This window comes from Pseudoxanthomonas sp. GM95 (genome assembly GCF_900109775.1).
In the GTDB taxonomy this organism is placed as follows: Bacteria; Pseudomonadota; Gammaproteobacteria; order Xanthomonadales; family Xanthomonadaceae; genus Pseudoxanthomonas_A.
This window is the reverse complement of record NZ_FOAX01000002.1, coordinates 1,408,292-1,431,469: the sequence shown is the minus strand read 5'-3', so window position 1 is coordinate 1,431,469 and position 23,178 is coordinate 1,408,292. Positions and strand designations below refer to the sequence as shown.

General features: G+C 66.2%; 25 protein-coding genes and 1 pseudogene. 11 read left to right on the top strand and 15 right to left on the bottom strand.

All coding sequences use genetic code 11. The features are described from left to right. Positions 1–198 precede the first annotated feature (198 nt). The 12 genes and pseudogenes from BMZ17_RS14245 to BMZ17_RS14185 form a co-directional block, all read right to left on the bottom strand. A complete protein-coding gene (locus tag BMZ17_RS14245; RefSeq protein ID WP_093139187.1) occupies positions 199–1,464 on the bottom strand; it encodes a glutamate-5-semialdehyde dehydrogenase in 1,266 nt (421 codons plus the stop codon). A gap of 57 nt (positions 1,465–1,521) precedes the next feature. Further along, on the bottom strand, positions 1,522–2,679 hold the full coding sequence (gene proB / locus BMZ17_RS14240) for a glutamate 5-kinase (protein WP_093139186.1): 1,158 nt from the start codon (positions 2,677–2,679) through the stop codon (positions 1,522–1,524). Between the two features lie 40 nt (positions 2,680–2,719). After that, positions 2,720–2,980, bottom strand: a complete 261-nt coding sequence (locus BMZ17_RS14235) for a YciI family protein (RefSeq protein WP_093139185.1) — start codon at positions 2,978–2,980, stop codon at positions 2,720–2,722. A 368-nt stretch (positions 2,981–3,348) separates the two neighbouring features. Next, on the bottom strand, positions 3,349–4,647 hold the full coding sequence (gene argH / locus BMZ17_RS14225; protein WP_093139184.1) for an argininosuccinate lyase: 1,299 nt from the start codon (positions 4,645–4,647) through the stop codon (positions 3,349–3,351). A 93-nt stretch (positions 4,648–4,740) separates the two neighbouring features. Then, on the bottom strand, positions 4,741–5,691 hold the full coding sequence (gene argC, locus BMZ17_RS14220; protein ID WP_093139183.1) for an N-acetyl-gamma-glutamyl-phosphate reductase: 951 nt from the start codon (positions 5,689–5,691) through the stop codon (positions 4,741–4,743). Then, positions 5,688–6,302, bottom strand: coding sequence for a GNAT family N-acetyltransferase (locus BMZ17_RS14215; RefSeq protein ID WP_093139182.1), 615 nt, complete (start codon positions 6,300–6,302; stop codon positions 5,688–5,690). Before BMZ17_RS14215 ends, argC begins: the two co-directional genes overlap by 4 nt. A gap of 5 nt (positions 6,303–6,307) precedes the next feature. Next, on the bottom strand, positions 6,308–7,573 hold the full coding sequence (locus tag BMZ17_RS14210) for an acetylglutamate kinase (protein WP_254775336.1): 1,266 nt from the start codon (positions 7,571–7,573) through the stop codon (positions 6,308–6,310). A 126-nt stretch (positions 7,574–7,699) separates the two neighbouring features. Further along, positions 7,700–8,794: an acetylornithine deacetylase gene (locus tag BMZ17_RS14205; RefSeq protein WP_093139180.1), complete on the bottom strand. Its 1,095-nt coding sequence runs from the start codon at positions 8,792–8,794 to the stop codon at positions 7,700–7,702. A 26-nt stretch (positions 8,795–8,820) separates the two neighbouring features. Beyond that, a pseudogene (locus BMZ17_RS14200) lies at positions 8,821–9,242 on the bottom strand (GNAT family N-acetyltransferase). 53 nt (positions 9,243–9,295) lie between these two features. After that, positions 9,296–10,495, bottom strand: a complete 1,200-nt coding sequence (locus BMZ17_RS14195) for an argininosuccinate synthase (protein WP_093139179.1) — start codon at positions 10,493–10,495, stop codon at positions 9,296–9,298. 26 nt (positions 10,496–10,521) lie between these two features. Next, complete coding sequence (locus BMZ17_RS14190) at positions 10,522–11,532, bottom strand: N-acetylornithine carbamoyltransferase (protein ID WP_093139178.1); 1,011 nt, start codon at positions 11,530–11,532, stop codon at positions 10,522–10,524. A 270-nt stretch (positions 11,533–11,802) separates the two neighbouring features. Further along, a complete protein-coding gene (locus BMZ17_RS14185) occupies positions 11,803–12,333 on the bottom strand; it encodes a hypothetical protein (RefSeq protein WP_175485594.1) in 531 nt (176 codons plus the stop codon). A gap of 137 nt (positions 12,334–12,470) precedes the next feature. Here BMZ17_RS14185 and cysS point away from each other — a divergent pair, with 137 nt between their 5' ends. The 4 genes from cysS (at position 12,471) to BMZ17_RS20980 (ending at position 16,414) form a co-directional block, all read left to right on the top strand. After that, complete coding sequence (gene cysS, locus BMZ17_RS14180; RefSeq protein WP_093139176.1) at positions 12,471–13,835, top strand: cysteine--tRNA ligase; 1,365 nt, start codon at positions 12,471–12,473, stop codon at positions 13,833–13,835. 164 nt (positions 13,836–13,999) lie between these two features. After that, the gene (locus BMZ17_RS14175; RefSeq protein ID WP_093139175.1) at positions 14,000–14,440 is read left to right on the top strand and encodes a SufE family protein; all 441 of its coding nucleotides are present in this window, start codon (positions 14,000–14,002) and stop codon (positions 14,438–14,440) included. Beyond that, positions 14,437–15,690 (top strand): MFS transporter, encoded by a 1,254-nt coding sequence (locus tag BMZ17_RS14170; RefSeq protein ID WP_093139174.1) that lies wholly within the window; start codon positions 14,437–14,439, stop codon positions 15,688–15,690. Before BMZ17_RS14175 ends, BMZ17_RS14170 begins: the two co-directional genes overlap by 4 nt. Positions 15,691–16,105: 415 nt before the next feature. Beyond that, a complete protein-coding gene (locus BMZ17_RS20980; RefSeq protein WP_139202928.1) occupies positions 16,106–16,414 on the top strand; it encodes a hypothetical protein in 309 nt (102 codons plus the stop codon). Between the two features lie 9 nt (positions 16,415–16,423). Here BMZ17_RS20980 and BMZ17_RS14165 read toward each other — a convergent pair whose 3' ends face one another. Genes BMZ17_RS14165 through BMZ17_RS14155 form a run of 3 tightly spaced genes read right to left on the bottom strand, consistent with a single transcriptional unit; the run spans position 16,424 to position 18,297 of the window. Next, on the bottom strand, positions 16,424–17,122 hold the full coding sequence (locus BMZ17_RS14165; RefSeq protein ID WP_093139173.1) for a DUF2058 domain-containing protein: 699 nt from the start codon (positions 17,120–17,122) through the stop codon (positions 16,424–16,426). 9 nt (positions 17,123–17,131) lie between these two features. Beyond that, positions 17,132–17,368, bottom strand: a complete 237-nt coding sequence (locus tag BMZ17_RS14160; protein WP_093139172.1) for a SlyX family protein — start codon at positions 17,366–17,368, stop codon at positions 17,132–17,134. After that, complete coding sequence (locus BMZ17_RS14155; RefSeq protein WP_093139171.1) at positions 17,368–18,297, bottom strand: FKBP-type peptidyl-prolyl cis-trans isomerase; 930 nt, start codon at positions 18,295–18,297, stop codon at positions 17,368–17,370. The genes BMZ17_RS14160 and BMZ17_RS14155 overlap by 1 nt, the downstream gene beginning before the upstream one ends. 309 nt (positions 18,298–18,606) lie before the next feature. Between BMZ17_RS14155 and BMZ17_RS14150 the strand changes: the two genes are divergently transcribed. The 7 genes from BMZ17_RS14150 (at position 18,607) to BMZ17_RS14120 (ending at position 23,145) form a co-directional block, all read left to right on the top strand. Continuing rightward, on the top strand, positions 18,607–18,882 hold the full coding sequence (locus BMZ17_RS14150; protein ID WP_093139170.1) for a hypothetical protein: 276 nt from the start codon (positions 18,607–18,609) through the stop codon (positions 18,880–18,882). A gap of 4 nt (positions 18,883–18,886) precedes the next feature. Beyond that, positions 18,887–19,246 (top strand): GntR family transcriptional regulator, encoded by a 360-nt coding sequence (locus BMZ17_RS14145; protein ID WP_093139169.1) that lies wholly within the window; start codon positions 18,887–18,889, stop codon positions 19,244–19,246. Further along, positions 19,243–20,115, top strand: a complete 873-nt coding sequence (locus BMZ17_RS14140; protein WP_093139168.1) for an ABC transporter ATP-binding protein — start codon at positions 19,243–19,245, stop codon at positions 20,113–20,115. The genes BMZ17_RS14145 and BMZ17_RS14140 overlap by 4 nt, the downstream gene beginning before the upstream one ends. Beyond that, the gene (locus BMZ17_RS14135; RefSeq protein WP_093139167.1) at positions 20,112–21,107 is read left to right on the top strand and encodes an ABC transporter permease; all 996 of its coding nucleotides are present in this window, start codon (positions 20,112–20,114) and stop codon (positions 21,105–21,107) included. Before BMZ17_RS14140 ends, BMZ17_RS14135 begins: the two co-directional genes overlap by 4 nt. A 44-nt stretch (positions 21,108–21,151) precedes the next feature. Then, complete coding sequence (locus tag BMZ17_RS14130) at positions 21,152–21,985, top strand: DUF4097 family beta strand repeat-containing protein (protein ID WP_093139877.1); 834 nt, start codon at positions 21,152–21,154, stop codon at positions 21,983–21,985. Positions 21,986–22,016: 31 nt separating this feature from the next. Continuing rightward, positions 22,017–22,643 (top strand): YggN family protein, encoded by a 627-nt coding sequence (locus BMZ17_RS14125; protein WP_093139166.1) that lies wholly within the window; start codon positions 22,017–22,019, stop codon positions 22,641–22,643. Positions 22,644–22,710: 67 nt separating this feature from the next. Continuing rightward, positions 22,711–23,145 carry a hypothetical protein gene (locus BMZ17_RS14120; protein WP_093139165.1) on the top strand — a complete coding sequence of 145 codons (435 nt, stop codon included), beginning with the start codon at positions 22,711–22,713 and terminating at the stop codon, positions 23,143–23,145. Positions 23,146–23,178 lie beyond the last annotated feature (33 nt).

Here is a 23,178-nt window from a genome sequence, read left to right as displayed (position 1 = left end):
CGCGGCGCCCTGAGGGTCTTTGCTTCGCCCCTTCGCCGTGCCTCATGGAGGTTGGGAAGCGGAAGCAAGAACCTGAGCAAAAAGCCGGAGCCGGAGCCGGAGCCGGAGCCGGAGCCGGAGCCGGAGCCGGAGCCGGAGCCGGAGCCGGAAATTTTTGCTGCAGCTTTTGCTTCAAGCGGGAGCTATCCCGCCCAGGGTTCAATCAATCGCAATCGGCACGCGCGTCTGCCCTTCGCCCTGCACGACGAAGCGTTCGACCGTGAGCGCCTCCAGCCCCATCGGGCCGTAGGAATGCAGGCGCGTGGTCGAGATCCCGATCTCGGCGCCCAGGCCGAGTTCGCCGCCGTCGGAGAAACGCGAGGAAGCGTTGACCATCACCACCGCCGCGCGCAGGGCGGCGACAAACGACGTGGCGTTGGTCTCGTCGCGCGTGGCGATCACCTCGGTATGGTCCGAGCCGTAGCGGCGGATATGGGCGATGGCTTCGGCCAGGTCCGGCACCACGCGCACCGCCAGGACCAGGTCCAGGAATTCGGCGGCGTAGTCCTCGTCCGAGGCGGGCCCGGCTTCGGCCACCAGGATGCGCGTGGCTTCATCGCCACGCAGCTCCACCTTGCACGCCAGCAGCGCCTTGGCGGCCAGCGGCAGGAAGGCCTCCGCGATGTCCTGGTGCACCAGCAACGTCTCCAGCGAATTGCACGCGCTGGGGCGCGAGACCTTGCCATCGACCAGCAGCTTCACCGCCAGCTCCAGGTCCGCGCTGGCATCGACGAACAGATGGCACACACCCTTGTAGTGCTTGATCACCGGCACGCGTGCGTGCTCGGCGACGAAACGGATCAGGCCTTCTCCCCCACGCGGAATGGCAAGGTCGACGATGTCGTTGAGCTGCAGCAGTTCCAGCATGGTCTCGCGGCGCAGGTCGGTGACCAGGGTCAGCGCGGCCTCGTCGATCCCAGCTGCGCGCAGCGCGCCCTTGAGCGCGGTGGCGATCGCGGTGTTGGAGTGGATCGCTTCCGAACCGCCGCGCAGGATCACGCCGTTGCCGGCCTTGATGCACAGCGCCGCCGCATCGGCGGTCACGTTGGGGCGCGCTTCGTAGATCATCGCGATCACGCCCAGCGGCACGCGCACCTTGCTGACGCGGATGCCGTTCGGGCGCGTGTCGTTGCGGGTGACCTGGCCGACCGGATCGGGCAGCGCGGCCACTTCGCGCAGCGCGGCGGCAATGCCGGCGATGCGTTCGGGATTGAGCGTCAGCCGGTCCAGCATCGCGCTGCCGATGCCCTTGTCACGCGCAGCCTGGAGGTCGCGCGCGTTGGCGGACAGGATCGCGTCCTGCTGCGTTTCCAGTGTGGCCGCCATCGCATCCAGCAGCGCGGCCTTGTCGTGCGAGGACAGCTGCGCCAGCGCCTGCGAGGCGTCGCGGCAGGCCAGGGCCTGGGTCTTGATGTCGTCGGTCATGGCAAGGTCTTCAACGCTGGAAGTGGGAAGGGAGGAAGATTTCGTTCACGGGACGCTTTACAGCAGCACCAGGTCGTCGCGGTGGATCACGTTCTCGCCGTAGCTATACCCCAGCAGCGTCTCGATGTCGCGCGAGTGGCGCCGGGCGATACGCCGGATGTCGGCGGCCGAGTACTGCGCGATGCCACGGGCCAGCTGGCGCTGCCCATCGGCGTCGCGCAGGCTGACCAGCACCATGTCGCCGCGGCGGAAGTCGCCCTCGGCGCCGGTCACGCCGCCCGGCAGCAGCGAGGCGCCCTTGTCCACCAGCGCACCCGCCGCACCGGCATCGACCAGGATGACGCCCGGTTCGACCGGCGCATGGCGCAGCCAGCCCTTGCGCGCGGCCAGGCGGGTCTGCCCGGCATGGATGCGCGTGCCGCTGAGGCGATCGTGCGCCAGGCCGCGCACCACCTCCGCATTGCGCCCGTTGAACAGATAGGTCTCCACGCCGGCCGCGCCCGCTTTGGCCGCGGCCTCCAGCTTGGTCCGCATGCCGCCGGTACCGACGCTGCTGCCGGTGCCACCGGCCATCGCGAACACCTCCGGCGTGAGCGCCTGCACCTGGTCCAGCGGCTGGGCCGCGGGATTACTGCGCGGGTCAGCGGTGTAGAGCCCGTCGATGTCGGTGGCGATGAACAGTGCATCGGCATCGACCAGTGCCGCGACGATGGCGGCGAGGTTGTCGTTGTCGCCCAGCTTCAGCTCGTCCACCGAGACGGTGTCGTTTTCGTTGATCACCGGTAGCGTGCCCAGCCGCAGCAGTTCCAGCAGCGTGGCGCGCGCATTGAGGTAGCGACGGCGATTGCGCAGGTCGTCATGGGTCAATAGGACCTGCGCGACCGGCCGCTCGAAAAATCGCTGCCACAGCGCGATCAGCTGCGCCTGCCCCAGCGCCGCCAGCGCCTGGCGTGCGGCAATCGCCGCGCCGGCGTCAGCCGCTTTCGGCACGATCGCGCGGCCCGCGGCGATCGCACCCGAGGACACGATCACCACCTCGCGCCCGGCCTGCACATGCGCCGAAACAAACTGCGCCAGCCCCAACGCGAACTTCGGCGACAGGCCCACGCTGTCGGCGGCCAGCAGGCTGCTGCCGACCTTGAGCACGGCACGCCGCCAGGTCGGGATCGACTGCGGGGTGAAAGGCGTCGCGGCGAGAGGGGCGGAATCGTTCATGCGGGCAGTCGATGCAGGGGGGATGCGAAGAACCGGCGGATCAGCCGGGCGTGTTCCATTCGTAGACGGTCAGCTCGGACGCATCGCGCAGCACCAGCGGATCCTTGGCGACGATCGCCTTGGCCTGTTCCAGGCTGTCGATGTTCTTCAGCACATAGGCACCACCACTGCCATCGCTGAAACTCCCGGTCCGCTCAAGCTGGCTTTCCATCTTGAGGTTCACCAGGAAATCCTTGTGCGCCCCGACCACATCGGCCGGGAAGTTCTCTTTGCGCTTGGCCATCACCAGGTACAGCTTCATCTGCGTACTCCTCCATCATGCGACTTCAAGGAAGTCACTGGATCCCCACCTGCGCGGGGATGACGATCTGAAAATTTCGTGGACTGCCTGAAAAACAACGAAGTTGCTGTTGTTGTTGTTGTTGCTCAGATCTTGATCTTCAGCGCCTTAAAGCGAGCCGAGCACCGGAGCGATGACGGGCCGTAGAGGCGCCCTTGTCTGAGCGCAGCGAGTTTGGGCGCCGTGCCCGGCATCGTGAGGAGCGGAGGGCACCGGCCGAAGGCCGGCTCGTGTCGGCGCTTGCGGTTTTGGCTACTTTTGCCAAGACAAAAGTAGCTCGCTCCGCAAGGCGTGAAAGCCCCTGCCTTTGGAGAAAGGCAGAGAACGACTCACCCCTCCAACACCTCCCACCGCGCCACCAGCACCTCCAACCTCAAATCCGCCGCCGCACCCGGCGACACCCGCGCAGCCAGGCTGCCTTCCGGCGTGCGTCCCTGCCCCGCGGTATCCGACGCGGCCGCAGCGGCCTTGTAGGCCTCGCGGAACGGCACGCCAGCCACTGCGGCCTCGACGGCCACGTCGGTCGCGTACATGCCCGAATCGATCGCCGCGCGCAGCTTGTCCTCGCGCCATTCCAGGTTGGCCAGCAGCGCCGGCAGCAGTTCCAACGCGGCCAGGCCGCGGCCGAAGCCGTGGAAGATTGCGCCCTTGGACCCCTGCAAATCGCGGTGGTAACCCGACGGCAGCGACAGCAGCTGCTCGATCTCGATCTTGGCCGCAGCCACGCTGGCGTGGGTCGCGCGCATCAGCTCGATCACGTCCGGGTTGCGCTTGTTCGGCATGATCGAACTGCCGGTCGTGTACTGCGCCGGCAGCGCGACGAAACCGTATTCGGCGCTGGTGAACTGCGACAGGTCCCACGCGATGCGGCGCAGGTCCAGCGTCGCGCCACCGAGAGCTTCCAGCGCGGCCAGCTCGAACTTGCCGCGCGAGAGCTGCGCGTAGATCGGCGAGACCTGCATGCGCGCAAAGCCGAGCGCGGCGGTGGTATGCGCTCGGTCCAGCGGCAGGTTGACGCCGTAGCCCGCCGCGGTGCCAAGCGGGTTGGTATCGACCAGCCTGAAGGTGTCCATCGCGCGGGTGGCGTTGTCGATGAAGGCCTCGGCCCAGCCGGCCCACCACATGCCTGCAGAGGACACGACCGCGCGCTGGATATGCGTGTAACCCGGGATCGGCAACGCTTCTTCGGCCTGGGCGCGATCCAGCGCGACCTTGGCGACTTCACGGCTCAGCTGGGCCACGCGCAACAGCTTGTCCTTCAGCCACAGGCGCGTGGCGACCAGGATCTGGTCGTTGCGGCTGCGGCCGGTGTGGATCTTGCGGCCGGCATCGCCCAGGCGCTCGGTCAGGCGCGCCTCGATGGCCGAGTGGCAATCCTCGTACTGCTCGTCCAGCACGAAGGCGCCACTGCGAAAGTCATCGGCCAGGATCGCCAGCTCGCGCTTGAGGTCATCCAGCTCCTGCGCCGACAGGATGCCGATGTGCTGCAGGCCTTCGGCGTGCGCGGTGCTCGCGGCGACGTCGTACAGGAAGAACTCGCGGTCCAGGATGACGTCGTCACCGGCCAGGAAAGTCTGGATCTTGGCATCGACTTCGACGCCGGGTTTCTGCCACAACAGGTTTGCCATCGGTGTTCTCCTGCGATGCCGGCCGCGGCGGGCATGAACGCGCTTGTTTGAATCCCCGCACATGGAGGTGCGGGCTGTTGCGAGGGACTCGCACTACATGATCGAGGTCAGTTCATCCAGGCCCAGGGCCAGGTTGAGGTTCTGCATCGCCTGGGTGGCGGCGCCCTTCAGCAGGTTGTCCAGCGTGGACACGATCACCACGCGCTTGTTGCCCGGCGCGGTGGTGAAGGCGCCGATCTGCACGCCATGCTTCCCGGCGATGTGGCTGACCCACGGCGCCTCGTCGATTACCTCGACCAGTGGCTCGTTGGCATAGCGCGCGGTGAAGCGCGCCTTGATCGCCTCGGCGGTCATCGGCTGCAGCAGCCACAGGTTGACCGTCATGGTGATGCCGCGGAAATGCGGCGCCACGTGCGGCATGAACTCCACTGGCACGCCCAGCTGCGCGGAGACTTCGCGTTCGTGCATGTGGTTGGTCAGCGCGTACGGCATCAGGTTGTCGTGCAGCAGCTCAGGATTGTTCTTGTCCGAAGGCGTGGTGCCTGCGCCGGAATAGCCCGACACGCCGAAGCACTGCGGCGGGCCGGCCAACTGGTCCAGCAACGGCGCGATCGCCAGCTGCATCGCGGTGGCGTAGCAGCCGGGATTGCTGATGCGCTTCTGCCCGGCGTATTTGTCGCGGGTCAGCTCCGGCAGGCCGTAGTACCAGCTCGGCTCAAAGCGGTAGTCTGCCGACAGATCCACCACGATGGTCTGCGGCGCGACCGCATCGATGGCTTTGACGTAGGGCTCGGCCTTGCCGTTGGGCAGCGCCAGGATCACCGCATCGGCACCTTTGGCGGCCGCCGCGTCGGCGTCGAGATTTTCATAGTGCAACGCGCCGGCGTAGGCCGCGCTGTGGTCGGCAACGGGCTGGCCTGCGAGTTCGCGCGAGGACACGAAGGCCAGTTCCAGGTTCGGATGCGCGGCGATCAGCTTGATCAGCTCCGCGCCGGTGTGGCCGCGTGCGCCGATGATGCCGACAGTGAACGTCTTTGAAGTCATGCGTATTGGTCCAGGCGATGCTGCAGGTTCGTCCTGACGGCAGGCCATTCGTGATCGAGGATCGAGAAGATGACGGTATCGCGCAGCGAACCGTCGGCGTGGCGCTTGTGGGCGCGCAGCACGCCATCCTGGCGCGCGCCGAGGCGTGCGATGGCCGTGCGCGAAGCGTGGTTGAACCAGCTGGTTTCCAACACCACCGAGGCCGCGGCCATCGCCTCGAAGGCATGGCCCAGCAGCAGGCGCTTGGCCTCGGTGTTGAGGCCGGTGCGCTGCACGCGCGGGGCATACCAGGTGTAGCCGATACTCAGGCGCGGCACGCTGGCATCCAGGTCATAGAAGCGGGTCGCACCGGCCACGTTGCCCTGCCCGTCCAGCACGGTGAACGGCAGGCACTCGCCACGCGCCTGCGAGGCCAGCGTGGTGGCGATGTAGTCGTCGATCGCCTCGGCCTTGGGCACGCCGGTGTACCACAGCGCCGGGAGCACGCCATCGGCGACGATGGCGCGCAGACCGTCGGCGTGTGCTGCGGCCAGCGGCACCAGGCGCACGTGCGCGCCAGACAGCGTTGGCACCTCGCGCCACGCCCGGATCGAAGCAGGAACGGCCGACATGGTCCTCAGCCTTCCAGCGTCGGCACGCGCGTGCCGCAATGGGCCACGCACTGCTTGATCTGGTCGAAATCGTCCATGCCGTACCAGAACACCTTCCACTTCTCCTGCTTGAAGCAGCCGTCGGACTCGGCGTAGTAGAAGATGTTGATCTGGTTGTTGTGGCGCGAGCGCCAGAACAGCTGCGGGGTTTCCTCGCGCATCACGTTCCACACCGCGCGGCCCAGGCCTTCGCCCTGCGCATCGTCGGACACGGCGAACTTGTCCAGGTACACCATGCCATCACCCTCGGTGAGGATGATCGCGGTGCGGTAGTTCTCGCTGACATAGGCGCGCAACAGCTGGGTGGTCTCGAAGTAGTTCGACACCAGGGTGCGACGGAAGCTGGATTCGATCAGCGCCTTCAGCTTCGGCAGGTCCAGCTCGTCCCACGAAGTGGCTTTCAGCACGCGCTCGCCGCGACGGACCAGCGTGCCCGAGCCCTTGTGGGTGAACAGTTCCTTGGCCAGGTCGGCCGGCCGGGTAATGGACACCGACGATTCCATCGGCAGCTTGTCCAGCAGGTCCTTGATCTGCTCGATCTTGACCTTCATGCCGCCATGGATCCACGGCTGCGCGATCAGGTGGTCGTACTCGGTGGACAGGTTGATCGAATCGATCACCTTGCCCGCCTCGTCCAGCAGGCCGCCGGTGCCGGTCAGGAAGATGATCTTGTACGGCTGCAGCTCGCGCACCAGTTCGTTGGCGGCGAAATCCGCGTTGATGTTGAGGATCTGCCCGGCCGGGGTTTCGCCCAGGCTGGTGATCACCGGGATCGAGCCGGCCTGCAGGCTGGCTTCGATCGGCGCCAGGTTGACGCCCTTGACCTCACCGACCAGGCCATAGGTGTCCTGGTCCAGGTAGTCGGCTTCGAACACGCCGCCGGTGATCGAAGTGGCGCGCGCGCCGGCCGCTTGCAGCGCTTCGACCAGCTTGAGGTTGGACGACTGGAACACCTTGCGCACGATCGCCAGGCCTTCCGGCGAAGTCACGCGCAGGCCGCCCACGGTCTGCTTGACGATACCGGCCGCCGAAAGCTCGGCATCCAGCTGCGGACCCGCGCCGTGCAGCACGATCGGGGTCAGGCCCACTTCCTGAAGAAACGTCAGCGACGAGGTCAGGTCTTCCAGCTCATCGCGCAGCACCGCGCCGCCGACCTTCACCACCGCAAAGCGCTTGGCGTCGAGCTGTGAGAAACGCTTGAGATACTGGCTGATCTCCTTCGCGCTGGCCATGCTGGAAAGCAGGCGCACGATGGTCTGGCGGGTCTGGGCGTTGGCGACGGGAATATTCACGGTGTGCGGGCTAACTCTTGGAAAGTGGCAGGCGGCACTGGGCCGGCGGCTGGGTGCGCTAAGGACTCAGCGCCCGTTGATGATGTGGTAGACCGATTCGGTGTAGCGCTGCAGCTGCTCCAGCGTCACGAACTCATCGGCGGTATGCGCCTGGGCGATGTCGCCCGGGCCATAGACCAGCGCGGTGTAACCGCCAGCCGAGAACAGCGAGGCCTCGGTCCAGAAGTCCACCGCATTGCCGATCGGCAACCCAAGCTCGTCGGCGACGTCGCGTGCGGCCAGGCGGCGTTCTTCGGCACGGGCGATATCGCCGGACGGCAGGCTCGGCCCGCGGAAGGTTTCGGCAAAGCTGGCCGCGGCCGGTTCGGCGAAGCCGGCGAACGTGGCCAGCAGGTCGTCGATGTCCATCGACGGCAGTGGACGGAAGCCGAAGCGCAGCTCGGTCGCCGGCGCGATCATGTTGGCCTTGATGCCGCCTTCGACCCGGCCGATGTTGAAACGCAAACCGGTGAGCCCACCGAAGCGAGCGTGGCTCAGCGACTCGACATGGTCCAGCGCCTTGCCGCCCCAGCGCATTGCCTGATGCAACGCGCTGGCCGATGGATCCTGCTTGCCCGATGCATGCCCGGCGCGCCCGGCGAAATGCATCAGCACCGAGCTGATGCCGCGATGGGCCAGCACGGCTTCGCTCATGGTCGGCTCGGCCACCAGGATCGCCTCGTACGGCAGGCCGCGGGCCAGGAACGCGGCGATGCAGCGCGGATCGTTGGCTTCCTCGTCGGAAGAAAACAGGAAGGCCGCATCGCCATCGCCTGCATTGGCGGCAGTGAGCAACGCCGCGGCCGCGCCCTTGATGTCGCACACGCCAAGCCCGATCACGCGATCGGACTCGCGGCGCATCACGTGCGGATCGGCGCTCCAGTGCGGCGAGTCGGGCACCGTATCCATGTGCACGTTGAACAGGTATTTCGGCGTGCCGCGCACCGCGTACAGGCTCACCGCGCCCGCACCGTGGTCGATCACTTCCACGTTGAACCCAGGCAGGTTGGCGCGCAGGTAATCGAAGATGCCGTCGGTGCCGATCGCACGCGGCGGATTGCGGGTGTCGAAGGACACCAGCTGTTCCAGATGCGTCAGGGTACTGTCGAGAAGCGTGGTCATTGCAGAAGTCTTGTGTGGTGCGAAGGTCAGGCCGCAGCCCGCGCGTAGATGTCCATGTCGACGATTTCCATCAGCCGCTCGGGCCGCGCGACCGATCCTGTGCGTACAGACCATGCGCATCGAAGGTCGCCAGCATGAAACGGCGTAGACCCTGCAACTGCGGGTGGGCCATGATCGCGGCCACCAGCTGCTTGCTGTAGCCGCGGCCGCGATACGCCGGCAGCACGAACACATCGGCCAGGTAGGCGAACGTCGCCAGGTCGGTGATGACCCGTGCGAACGCCACCTGCCCCACGCCGTCGACATAGCCGCCAAAGCACAGCGATCCGTCGATGGCGCGCTGCACCGTCTCGCGCGGAATTCCGCGCGACCAGTACGCGTCCATCAGAAAACCGTGGATCACATCCAGGTCCAGGCGGGCCTTGTCGGTGGAGATGTCGAGTGTCATGGAACGTCCTCAAGCCTCCGGAAGCAGCGATGCCGCCTCCGGAGGGCGATGGATCAACGGTCGCCGTTGACCTGCGCGTACAGCGTGGAGCTCATGCCGAACAGCTTGATGAAGCCCTCGGCCTCTTCCACGCCCCAGTCGGCCGACTGCGCGTAGGTGGCGCCCTTGGCATTGAGCAGGTGCGGCGACTTGACCGCCACGGCCTCGACGCGGCCACCATCGCTGCGCAGCACGACTTCACCGTTGACCTTGGCCTGCGAGGACTTCAAGAACGCTTCGATGTCGGTCTTGAGCGGGTCGTGGTAGAAGCCCTCGTAGACCAGCTCGACCCACTTGCGGGCCACTTCCGGCTTGAAGCGGTTCTGCTGCTTGGTCAGCACCGCGTCTTCCAGCGCACGGTGGGCGGCCAGCAGCGACACCAGGCCCGGTGCTTCGAACACGATGCGGCCCTTCAGGCCGATCACGGTGTCGCCGGTGTACACGCCCCGGCCCACGCCGTAGGCGGCGAACAACTTGTTGAGCTTGGCCAGGATCTTCTCGCCAGCGAGCTTCTCGCCGTCCAGCGCCACGGCTTCGCCTTCGACGAAGGTCAGCGTGACCGACAGCGGCGCTTCGGGCCATTGCGCGCGGGTGGCGCACCAGCCGCGGGCGCCCTCGCCCGGGGCTTCCCACTTGTCGATCTCGCCGCCGGACATGGTCAGGCCCAGCAGGTTCTCGTTGATGGTGTAGGCCTGCTGCTTGGCGCGCACGCCGAAGCCGCGGTCTTCCAGGTACTTCTGCTCGTAGGCGCGGGTCTGGGTGTGCTCTTTCTGGATTTCGCGGATCGGGGCGACGATCTCGTAATCGCCCAGTGCCTTGACTGCCAGGTCGAAACGCACCTGGTCGTTGCCCATGCCGGTGCAACCATGCGCGATGGCCTTGGTGCCCAGTTCGGCGGCGCGCTTGAGCGCGGCATCGACGATCAGGTAACGGTCCGACACCAGCAGCGGGTACTGGCCCTGGTAGCCCTCGCCGGCCCACACGAACGGCTTGACGAAGCCGCTCCAGATCGCCGGGCCGCCATCGACGGTGACGTGGCTGGCCGCGCCCAGTTCAGCGGCACGCTTCTCGATGAAATCGCGCTCTTCGGCATCCACGCCGCCGGTATCGGCGAACACGGTATGCACGGCGTAGCCCTGTTCCTGCAGGTAGGGAATGCAGAAGCTGGTGTCCAGGCCGCCGGAAAAGGCCAGCACGATGTCTTTCTTGCTCATGATCTGTGGTTCCGAAAAGTGGGGAATTACTGGGAAATCAGGGCGGCCATGATCGCCTTCTGCACGTGCAGACGGTTCTCGGCCTCATTGATGGCGATGCACTGTGGCGAATCCATGACCGCGTCGGTGGCTTTTACATTCCGGCGCAGCGGCAGGCAGTGGCTGAAGACACCGTTGTTGGTCAGGGCCATCTTGGATTCGTCGACGATGAAGTGCTTGTACTGGTCGCGGATCGGCTTTTCCGGGCCCCAGTTGCCGAAGTACGGCAGCGCGCCCCAGCTCTTGGCATAGACCACATCGGCGTTGGCGTAGGCGCTGTTGATGTCGTGGCTGACCTGGATCGAGCCGCCGCTTTCATCCACGTTGTCCTGGGCCCAGCCCATGTAGCGCTCGTCCAGGATGTACTCCGGCGTCGGGCACAGCAGGGTCACGTCCATGCCCATGCGCGTGGCGATGGTCAGCGCCGAGTTGGCCACGGCGGTGTTGAGCGGCTTGGGATGGTAGGTCCAGGTCAGCACGTACTTCTTGCCGCGCAGGTCCTGGGTGCCGAAGTGCTCCTGCAGCGCCATGATGTGAGCCAGCTCCTGGCACGGATGGGTGATGGTCTCCATGTTGATGACCGGCACCGGGCAGTACTTGGCGAAGCTCTGCAGCACGCGGTCCTGCCGATCCAGCTGCCAGTCCACGAACTTCGGGAACGCGCGCACCGCGACGATGTCGGCATAGCGCCCCAGCACCTGCGCCACTTCGGCAATGTGCTCCTCGGTATCGCCGTCCATCACCGTGCCCAGGTCGAACTCGATGGGCCACGCGTCCTTGCCAGGCTGCAGCACCACCGCGTGGCCGCCCAGCTGGAAGGTGCCCAGCTCGAAGCTGGTGCGCGTGCGCATGGACGGGTTGAAGAACACCAGCGCCACCGATTTGCCCTTCAGCTCACTGCCCAGTTTGCTGCGCTTGAACAGCGCGGCCTGGGTCAACAGGGCGTCCAGGTCCGTACGGGACCAGTCCTGGGTGTTCAGGAAGTGCTTCAGGGCCATCGAATCATCCTTTGCTGCGTCGTGGGCGGCGCGCGATGCGCGGTTGCGGTTGAAACTTTTCGGTAACAGGAAAACGAAAAAACCCAGCCTGTTGGCTGGGTTTTTCCGGTGAACAAGCGACGACCTCCGGTGACCCAGCTAGTTGCAGGATTCCGGTCGACGAGCACGCGATGTCATGCCCGAGGCCATCCGGGCGGCACTTGCGTACTGGTGCGAAGAGATCTTCATAGGGCGCGCATCCTCGCATGGGCCGTTGCTGCGGCGCAAGGCTTACGGATTGCCTGCACGGATCTGGCCGGGCGCATACGGCATCACCGACACGCGGATGCGCAGGCGATTGCCCGGATCCTCGGCCAGGCGCGAGCGGTACTTGGTGCCCTTGTAGACGTAATCCACGTCATAGGCGATCGGCCGACGGAACTCGCGCTCGACCGTGACCATGCGGCAATTGGTACCGGTGGCAGGCGGCGCGGGCGTGGCAGAAGGTTTGGTTTCAGCAGGCGGCGCGGACTTGTCGTCACCGCCGAAGATGCCCTTGACCGAATCGACCATGCGCGCAATGCGGCCTTCTTCCTTGGGCGTGTCCTCGCCGGTCTCGCCCTTGGGCGCATCGGCGGGCTCGTCGCATTGCTGCTCGGTGCGGGTGGCGCGCAGCACCTGGTAGACCGGGTCGACCGACAGCACCTGGGCGTAATCGATGCGCACGTTCTCCATCGGCACCACGGTCGCCTGCTGTGCAAACGCCGACGGGGCCAGGCCCGACAGGCAGACAAGCAGGAGGGCGCGGGGAACTGGGGGCATGCAGCAACGCAGAGCTAGCGACGGGGTCGACGACAGCACAGTGTAGGCAGCGCAGAACACTCGGGGCTGAATCCGGGCTGTCGGCGATCCCGGCCGGTCGCTAGAATTGCGGACCTGCTTCTCCGCACCCGTTCCCCATGCCCCTGCAGCTGTTCAACACCCTGTCGCGCACCGTCCAACCGTTCGCCCCGATCGATCCGGCCTGCCCGACCATGTATGTGTGCGGGCCGACGGTCTACAACTACGTGCATATCGGCAACGCACGTGGTCCGGTGGTGTTCGGCGTGCTGGCCCAGCTGCTGCGTCGTCGCTACGGCAGCCTGCGCTACGCGCGCAACATCACCGACGTGGACGACAAGATCAACGCCGCCGCGGCCGAACAGGGCGTGCCGATTTCCACGATCACCGACAAATTCGCCGCAGCCTACCGCGCCGACATGGCCGCGCTGGGCGTGGTGCCGCCGGACGTCGAGCCGGAAGCCACCGCGCACATTCCGCAGATCATCACGATGATCGAATCGCTCATCGCTTCCAACAATGCCTATGCGGCAGATGGTCACGTGCTGTTCGCCGTGGGCTCGTTCGACAGATACGGGCAGCTCTCGCGCCGTGATCCGGACGAGATGCTGGCCGGCGCGCGCGTGGACGTGGCGCCGTACAAGCGCGATGCCGGCGATTTCGTGCTGTGGAAGCCCTCCACCGACGACTTGCCCGGTTGGGAGTCGCCGTGGGGCCGTGGTCGCCCGGGCTGGCATATCGAATGCTCGGCGATGGCCGCCGCGCACCTGGGACCGACCATCGACATCCATGCCGGCGGCGTGGACCTGCAGTTCCCGCATCACGAGAACGAAGTAGCGCAGAGCGAATGCGCGCACGGCGGCCAGACCTTCGCCAGGTTCTGGCTGCACAACGGCATGCTCAACTTCGGTGGCACCAAGATGAGCAAGTCGATCGGCAACATCGAGCGCGTGCATGACCTGCTGCAGCAGCATCCGCCCGAAGCGCTGCGCTATGCGCTGCTGTCGGCGCATTACCGCCAGCCGCTGGAATGGTCCGACGCGCTGATCGAGCAGACTGTGCGCACGCTGGATCGCCTGTACGGCACGTTGCGCGATCTGGCCGATGTCGAAGCGATCGCTGCGATTCCCGCCAGCATCGAAGCGGCGCTGGACGATGACCTCAACACCCCGCAGGCCCTGGCCGAAGTGGCGCGCATTGCCGCCGAAGCGCGCAAGGCCGAAGACAACGAGCGCGCCGCCTTGAAGTCGCAGCTGCTCGGCGCGGGCCTCGCGCTTGGCCTGCTGCAGCAGGCGCCAGCCGAATGGTTCAACCGTGGCACCTCGGCCGACGACGACACCCGCATCCAGGCGCTGGTGGAAGCCCGCAGCGCGGCCAAGGCAGCACGCGACTTCGCCCAGGCCGATGCAATCCGCAAGCAGCTGGCCGACGAAGGCGTGCTGCTGGAAGACACCCCGCAGGGGGTCCGCTGGAAGCGCGGCTGATTGGGTTGTTCCTTCTCCCTTCGGGAGAAGATGGCCCGTAGGGCCGGATGAGGGTTCGGTCGCAACGCCTACGTGACGCCAACAGTTTGAAGGCTTCGCTCGACCCTCACCCCAACCCCTCTCCCCGAGGGAGATGGGCTTGAATCCCGCATTTTGGAAGACCAATGACCGACACCGTTTTCCCGATGGAACCCACCGCCGCCGACGCACAGGCGGCGATCAAGGACGAGTTCGCCTTCTTCTCCGACTGGGCCGAGCGTTACCAGTACCTGATCGACCTGGGCCGCAAGCTGCCCGCCTTCCCGGAGGAATGGAAGACCGAGGAACACCGCCTGCTCGGCTGCCAGTCGATGGTCTGGATCGTCCCGCAGGGCAACGCTGCCAAGCTCGACTTCCAGGCGATCAGCGATTCGGCCATCGTCTCGGGCCTGATCTTCCTGGCGCTGCGCGTGTACGCCGGCCGCTCGGCCGCCGAGATCCTGGCCACCGAGCCGGACTACATCGCCGACATCGGCTTGGCCAAGCATCTGTCGCCTACGCGTAGCAACGGCCTGGCGTCGCTGCTGGCCTTCATCCGCGAGACCGCCAAGGCGCAGGCCGCATGAGCGTCCCGGCCCCGGTCGAGGGCGAGGTCACCGCCCGCGAGGTCCTGCGCCAACCTGGCTTCATCCGCACCCTGGCCTATCGCATCGGTGCGATCGTGTCCTACCAGGTGGTGTCGGTCGCGGTCGGCTGGCACATCTACCAGATCACCGGCAATCCGCTGGCGCTGGGCCTGATCGGCCTGGCCGAAGTGCTGCCGTTCGTGTGCGTGGCGCCGTTCGCCGGCTATCTGGTCGACCACCTGCCGCGGCGCAAGCTGGGCATGGCCGCGTGCAGCGGCCTGCTACTGACGGCGCTGATCCTACTGGCGGTGAGCCGAGGCTGGCTGCCGATCCAGGGCGTGTGGCCGATGTATGCGGCGGTGTGCCTGACCGGCATGGTCCGCTGCTTCCTGACGCCGGTGTACAACGCGCTGTTCGCGCGCGTGCTGCAACGCCGCCAATACGCGCGCGGCACCAGCATCGCCAACGTGTTCTTCCAGTCCGGCCTGGTGCTTGGGCCCGCGCTGGGCGGCGGCCTGGTCGCCTGGGGCGGCACGACGCTGGCCTACTCGGTGGCCGTGGTGCTGGCCGCGATCTCGATCGGCGTGCTGTTCCCGCTGAAGGTCGAGGAACCCATCGCCACCGGTCCGCGCGCACCGGTGTTCAAGAGCATCGGCGAAGGCATGCGCTTCGTGTTCTCCAACCAGATCATGCTGGGCGCGATGGCGCTGGACATGTTCTCGGTGCTGCTGGGCGGCGCGGTGTCGATGCTGCCGGCCTTCATCCACGACATCCTGCACTACGGCCCCGAAGGCCTCGGCATCCTGCGCGCCTGCCCCTCGCTGGGCGCGGTCGCCGCCGGCCTGTGGATCGCCCGGCACCCGATCGACAAGAACGCCGGCCGCATCCTGATGATCGCCGTGGCGGCGTTCGGCGTGTGCACGATTGCCTTCAGCCTGTCGCGCCACTTCTGGCTGTCGGCCGCGATCCTGGTCGCCTACGGCCTGTGCGATGGCGTGTCGATGGTGCTGCGCTCGACCATCATGCAGCTGGCGACGCCGGATGAGATGCGCGGACGCGTGTCGTCGATCAACAGCATCTTCATCAGCTCGTCCAATGAGCTGGGCGCGTTCTACGACGGTGTGATGGCGCGCTTTCTGGGACTGGTACCGGCGGTACTGGTCGGCGGCTGCGTGACGTTGTGCGTGGTGGGAATTACCGCGATGCGGGCGCCGAAGTTGCGGAATTTGGCGATTAAGGATTTGCAGTAATCACGTAGCGTCTGCGCCTCGTTTTTAAGATCGAAGAACTGAAGCTAGAGGCTTTCGTGCGGCTTCGCCGCCCGACCTACTTTCTTTGCTTGTGCAAAGAAAGATAGGCAAAGAAACACACTCCGGGCGGCACGCCTGCGCTGCGCGCAGATTCGCTACGTGACGAGGGATTTTTCAAAGGGACATCCTGTCCCTTCGAAAAACGCCACACATCCATGTGCGGCGCCCTTCGGGTCTTGTCCTCGTCCCTGCGCCGTGCCTCACGGAGGATTTAAGAGCCAAAGCTAAAGCCAACGCCAGAACAGCGGCAAAAGCGAAAGGCGATGGAGCCGATCTCGCTGAATGAACACGCAGGCCCGTATCTCTAGCGCCAAGTTCGGCAGCTTTGCTTTTGGCTGTGGCTGGTGCTCAGCTCTTGATCTTCAGCGCCTTCAAAGCGAGCCGAGCACCGCAGGCGGAAACGGCCGAAGAGGCGCGGGTGTTTGAGCGTAGCGAGTTCCCGCGCCGTGCCGTTTCCGGTGAGGAGCACAGGGCACCGATGCGCAGCATCGGCGAGTGTCAGGCGCTGGCGGTTTTGCTTCCTTTTGCCAAGACAAAAGGGAGTCGCGCCGCGAAGCGGCGCGAAAGCTCTGCTTTACATGAAAGTCTTCGACACAAAGAAAAAGCCAGACGCAAAGCGCCTGGCTCGATCAAGAAAAAATCACGACTCACGCCAAAAGCGTGAGCCCCCAAATCACCAGATCAAATCATCCGGCACCTGGTACTGCGGATCCGCATACGGATCCTCTTCGACCGTCGCATTGGGATCGACGCGCAACGCCACGGCCGGTGCGAACAGTGCCTCCACTTCGTCCAGCAGCGCCGCGGTCACCAGCAGATAACGACCGGCCTGCTGGACGATGCCCAGTTCGCCGGCGTTGAGCGCGGTGAGCTGCTCGGCGGTGACGTGGATGCGCTTGATCTTGCCGCCGTACGGGAAATGGCGAACCACCTCGGCGGCCGGATCGTTGAGCGTCTTGCCTTCGATCAGGGCGTCGACCTTGGCACGGGCTTCGCGGCGCAGGCGGGCTTCTTCCTGCTTCAGCCGCTCGGCTTCGATCCGCTCATCCTTCTCGCGCTGGGCGCGGATGGCGTAGGCCTTGGCGAGGTCAATGTCCTCGCGCGAACGCGCCGGCCTGTTCGGCCGCGACTGGCCGCCTGGCTTGCCGCCCTCATTCGGACGCGCCTGTTGCGACTGGGGACCACGCCCCTGCCCGCCCGGCTTGCCACCGCCATGCGGACGGCCTTCGCCCTTGCCGCCGGCCGGACGCTGGCCAGCATGCTGCGGGCGCCCTTGCGGCTTGCCGCCGGGCTTGCGGTCAGGGGTGCGTTCGGGCTTGGGGGCCGGCTTGAAACCCAGCCCCAGCAGCTGGTCTCGCAGTGAATCAGTCATCGTGTTCGATCAATAGTGCGGGGGCGGCGGTTCTTCGCCCGGGTCTGCGTACAGCTCGGTGCGCACCTTGCGCAGATCGGCCAACAGGTGGCCGATCATGCCGGCGTTGCGATTGCCCTCGGCCCGCGCATCAGCCAGGGCTTCGCTCAACTCGGCCAGGGCATGTTCCTGGAAGGCAAGCCTGGTCTCCAGTTCGACCAGGCGTTGCTCCAACGCGTCAGGCAGCGAGGCGTCGGTTGCCGTCATTACTTGGCGATGCCGATCAGTTCAACGTCGAAGGTCAGCGTGGCTTCCGGGCCGATCGGGCCGCCCTGCGTGCCCTGCGCGCCGTAACCCAGCGAGGCCGGCACCCAGAAGCGGTACTTGGAGCCCACCGGCATCAGCTGCAGGCCTTCGGTCCAGCCCGGCACCACGTTGGCCAGCGGGAAGGTCGCCGGCTCGCCACGATCGTAGGAGCTGTCGAACTTGGTGCCGTCCAGCAGCTTGCCTTCGTAGTTCACACGCACGGTGCTGGCGGCGGTCGGACGCTCGCCGCTGCCCTGGCGCAGGACCATGTACTGCAGGCCCGACGGGGTGGTGACCACGCCCTTGACGGCCTTGTTCTTGGACAGGAAGGCCGCGCCTTCGTCACGGTTGCGCTGGGCCAGGCCGGCCTGGCGCTCGCTGGCGTAGCTCTGCACGACCTGCTGCGCTTCGGTCTCGGTCAGCAGCGTGGGCTGCTTGGCGAACACCGCGCGCACGGCCTGCATCAGCACCGGCAGTTCCACTTCATCCTTCAGCGGGGCCAGCTTGGGGCCGATCATGTAGCCACCGATCAGGGTGCCCACGTTCTGCTTGTTGACGGCCGGCGGCTGGGTGCCCGGCGGCTGGCCAGGCGGGGTCTGGCCGGACTTGGCGGCCAGGTTGGCGCGCAGCGCGGTGTCGGTGGCCTGGGCGTCGGTTTCGCTCAGCGTGGGCTTTTCACCCTTGATGGCGCCCTGCAGGGCGGCCTGCAGGCTGGCCGGATCGATGTAATCGGACACCGGCACGAACGAACGGCCAATGTCCATGCCGATGGCATAGCTGACCTTGTCACGCTGGGTGTCCAGCGTCTTCTTTTCCTGCGCCACTGCGTTTCCTCCGATCAGGGCCGAGGCCAGGCACACGCCCGCCACCCAAGTGCCAAACGATTTCATCCGGTGCATCCCTCATGCGACAAAAAGCGCCGGTGCAGCCGGCGCGACAGACGCACATTGTGGCATGTGCGCTCGCAGCAGGCAGGCGTTGTCCGCATGTACTGCCGGGCACGCACTCAGCAGGCACTTGATCACGCATGGCCAGCGCGCATGTCACAGAGCCGATGACCGCCCCGAAACCGGCTCTCGGCCCAATCCGGGCACCCCTGTCTTTAGTTGGGTGAACGAATGATGTCAGCGGTATTGACGCCCCTTTCTTTGGTGTTATAGTTGACTACAACACCACTCACCCAAAGCAGGGGGCACGCGATGGACAGCAGGCTCAGGAGTTCCGGAACGACATGGCTCGGGCTGACCTTGGTCGCCCTGGCCGTGGTGGGCCTGATGGCCCAGCTCCATCCCCAGCAGGCCGCGGCGATGCCGGCGGCCATGGAAGCCGCCGCCGCGGACGTGGTGCTCAAGCCGGTGCTGGAAACCAGCACCGACCCGACTCCTTCCCCAGCCCAGGACGGCATCCACCCTCGGCGGCGCGCGCTGTCGATGCCCTACTTCTCTTTTGCCCGTCTGTTGCGACCCGGGAGCTGAACCCATGACACCCATCCAGTGGAGCGACGGCGCTCCCATCTACCGCCAACTCAAGGAAAAGGTCATCGCCATGATGCTCGACGGCGAACTCAAGCCCGGCGACGCCCTGCCTTCGGTCCGCCAGGTGGCGGCCGACTACCAGCTCAACCCCATCACCGTTTCGCGCGCCTACCAGGAGCTGGCCGACGAGGCCCTGGTCGAGAAACGCCGCGGCCTGGGCATGTTCGTGACCGAGGAGGCTGCCAAGAAGCTGCTGGCCTCCGAGCGCGAACGATTCCTCACAGAAGAATGGCCGGCAGTGGCCACGCGCATCGCGCGCCTGGGACTGACGCTCGACGACCTGCCCAAGGGAGGCAATGAATGAACGCCGTGACCGCACCGGTCGTGCAGGCCAACAACCTGCGCAAGACCTATCGCAACAAGGCCGCGCTGGACGGCGCCAGCTTCCTGATCGACGCCGGCCGCATCGTCGGCCTGATCGGTCCCAACGGCGCCGGCAAGACCACCGCGCTCAAGGCCATCCTGGGCCTGACCCCGTTCGAGGGCGAACTGAAAGTGCTGGGCATGGACCCGCGCCACAGCCGCGACGAGCTGATGCGCGAGGTCTGCTTCATCGCCGACGTGGCCGTGCTGCCGCGCTGGATGAAGGTGTCCGAGGCGATCGACTTCGTCGGCGGCGTGCATCCGCGGTTTGACCGCGCCAAGTGCATGCGCTTCCTCGAAGGCACCCAGCTCAAGCCCAACCTGCGTGTGCGGGAGATGTCCAAGGGCATGATCGTCCAGCTGCACCTGGCGCTGGTGATGGCCATCGACGCCAAGCTGCTGGTGCTGGACGAGCCGACCCTGGGCCTGGACATCCTGTATCGCAAGCAGTTCTACCAGCGCCTGCTGGAGGATTACTTCGACGAGGACAAGACGATCATCGTCACTACCCACCAGGTGGAGGAGATCGAGCACATCCTCACCGACGTGATGTTCATCCGCGACGGCAAGATCGCGCTGACCGCGACCATGGATGACGTCGGCACCCGCTACACCGAACTGCTGGTCTCCGAAGCCACGGCCGAACAGGCCCGTGCGCTGCGCCCCATCGACCAGCGCGCCCTGCCCTTCGGCAAGACCGTGATGCTGTTCGACGGCGTGCCGCGTGAACAACTGGCCGCGCTCGGCGAAACCCGCAATCCCGGCCTGGCCGACCTGTTCGTGGCCATCATGAAAGGAACCTACGCATGAACGCCCCTGCCCGCACCTTGACCAAGCCCGGCGTATTCGGCTGGCTGCTGCGCCGCGAATACTGGGAACACCGCGGCGGCTTCCTCTGGGCCCAGGCCATCACCGCCGGCATCGTGCTGCTGTTCGCCCTGCTGGGCGCGGTGATTGGCGCGATCCAGATGCGCAGCCATGGCACTGGCGACACGGTTGGTGACGACTGGGGCGCGATCGCCGCCGGCTACGGCGTTGCCGGCGATGTCGCCATGCTGGCCGGCTTCAGCATCGCCGGGATCGTGGTGGCTTTCGTGGTGTTTTTCTACTGCCTGGGCAGCCTTTACAACGATCGCAGCGACCGCAGCGTGCTGTTCTGGAAGTCACTGCCGGTCTCCGACGCGATGACCGTGGCCTCCAAGCTGACATGGGCGCTGCTGCTGACCCAGATCATCTCGCTGGTGGTCGGCCTGCTGATCGGCCTGGGCCTGTGGGTGATCATCGCCCTGGCCTCCTCCTTTGCCGGCATACCAGGTGCCGGGGCGATCTTCACCGCCTCGCATCCGTTCCGCGTGATCGGCACGATGCTGGCGACCCTGCCAATCTTCGTCCTGTGGTCGCTGCCGGCGATCGGCTGGCTGATGCTGTGCTCGGCCTGGGCGCGTCGCGTGCCCTTCCTCTGGGCGGTGTTGGTGCCGCTGCTGTTCTGCGTGGTGATCAGCATCATGGGCGCGATGCCGGGCCTGCACCTGCCGCTGGGCGATGTCTGGTACCTGGTGATGTACCGCGGCCTGCTGAGCGTGCTGCCGGGCGCCTGGATCCCGCCAGAAATGGCGCGCCACGAGACCGTGGAAAGCGCCACCCAATCGGTCCAGAACCCCGCCCAGGCGCTGGATATGGTCCTGCACCACACCAGCAACCCGTCCATCTACGCCAACCCCGATCTGTGGATCGGCGCGGCGGTGGGCGTGGCCCTGATCGTCCTGGCCGTCATCGTCCGTCGCCGCCGCGACGACGCCTGATCGTTCCTCCAAGGAGCTTTGCGATGAATCCGTCACGCCACTTCCTGCGTCTTCCCACCCTGGCCGCGGCCGTGCTGCTGGCCCTGCCGATGCTGGCCCAGGCCGCCGATCCTGCGCACTGCAAGTTCTCCGAGCCGCGCAGCCTCAAGCTGGACCTGGCCGGCGCCACATCGGTGCTGTTCAAGGTCGGCTCCAGCGACTTGCGGCTCAAGGCCGGCAACGGCGCAGCCGGTGCATTGAATGGCCGCGCCTGTGCTTCCAGCGCCGACCTGCTCAAGGACATGCAGATCAGCCAGCAGCGCGACGGCGACAAGCTCGTCGTCACCCTGATGCCGGAGAAGAAACTGACCTTCAGCTTCAGCGGCAGCACCTACTGGTACATGGACCTGGACGGCACCGTGCCCAACGACGTGCTGGTGCAGCTGGACGTGGGCTCGGGCGATGCCTCGCTCACCGGCGCCAAGGCCGCCAGCGCCGATGTCGGCTCGGGCGATATCGACCTGCGCGACATCGCCGGCCCGGTTACGGCCAAGATCGGTTCGGGCGATCTCAAGCTCGACGGCGCCGCATCGTTGAAGCTGCTCTCGATCGGCTCGGGCGATGCCGAAGTCAACCGCGTCGCCGGCAAGGCCGACATCGGCAGCGTCGGTTCGGGCGATCTCAAGCTGCAGCGCGTGGGCAGTGTGAGCGTCGGCTCGGTGGGTTCGGGCGACGTGGAGCTGCGCGATGTCGGCGGCGACGTGACGGTCGGCTCGATCGGTTCGGGCGACCTCAACGTCAACGACGTGCGCGGCAACCTGACCGTGCGCAGCCGCGGCAGCGGCGACATCGACCAGCATGGCGTGACCGGCACCGTCGACGTGCCCAAAGACCACTGACCTTCCGCCCCTTTTTACGGAACACCACGCCATGAAGACTTCACTGATGCACGCCGCCGCCATCGCGAGCCTGCTGGCCTTGACCGCCTGCCAACCGGGCAGTGGCCCGGTGGCCCAGGGCATGGACCAGGCCCAGAAAGGCCTCGAAAAAGCCTCACAGGGCATGGAAGGCGCCAAGCAGGAAATGTCCAAGGTCCAGGAGAAACTGGCCACCGAGAACATGTCACTCAGCGACAGCGACCACGCCCTGCCCAAGGCCGAACTCACCCCGTCCGGCGCGCTGCTGATCGACGGCAAGCCGGTGGCGATGACGCCCGAGCAGACCGTGTTGGGCAAGGCGTATCGCACCCAGCTGCAGGGCGTGGCCAGCGATGGCATCGCCATCGGCATGGAAGGCGCCAAGCTCGGCATCGATGCCGCCGCGGCGGCGCTGAAAGGCCTGATGAGCGGCCAGGGCGGCGAAGCGGCCAGCAAGCAGGCCGAAGCCCTGGCCGAGCAGCGCATCAAGCCGCAGGTCGACAAACTCTGCGCCCGCCTGCCCGAGCTGCTCAAGACCCAGCAGGCCTGGGCCGCCGCCCAGCCCGAGTTCAAGCCCTACGCCAAGATGGACCAGTCCGACGTCGAGGACTGCAACAAGAACGGGCACTGGAATTTCTGACGATCGGACGTCACCCGGCCAGGCTCAGCATCTCGGGCCTCGCCGGGTGATCGCTTACAATTGATGCATGCGTATTTCGATCAAATCCCTGTTGCTCGCCACGCTGGCGGGCCTCTCACTGACCGCCTGCGGCGACAACGGTGAGCGTGCCTCGGCCCGCGCCGAGCGCATGAAGCCGGCCACCTCGGTCACCAGCATGGAAGTGTCCATGCGCCAGCCGCCGGGTGCGGCGGTCAGCATCGGGCCCGACGGCACGCTCAAGCTGGACGACGTCGCCCTGCCCCAGCCGCCGGAAAAGCAGCAGGTGCTGCAGAACTATTTCGGCCAGCTGCAGATGCGCCGGCAGCAGGTGCTCGACCAGCTGCAGGCCAATCCGGGCAAGCCGGTCAGCATCGCGCCGGATGCGCAGATCAAGCAGCTGCAGACCGAGCTGCTGGCCGAGTTCCCGGAGTTGCGGCCTTATGCGGGCAGCTTGGAGCTGATTCGGTTGGAAAGCCGCTGACGCTGGGCTTGATGCGCTGAAGGAAAAAAGCCG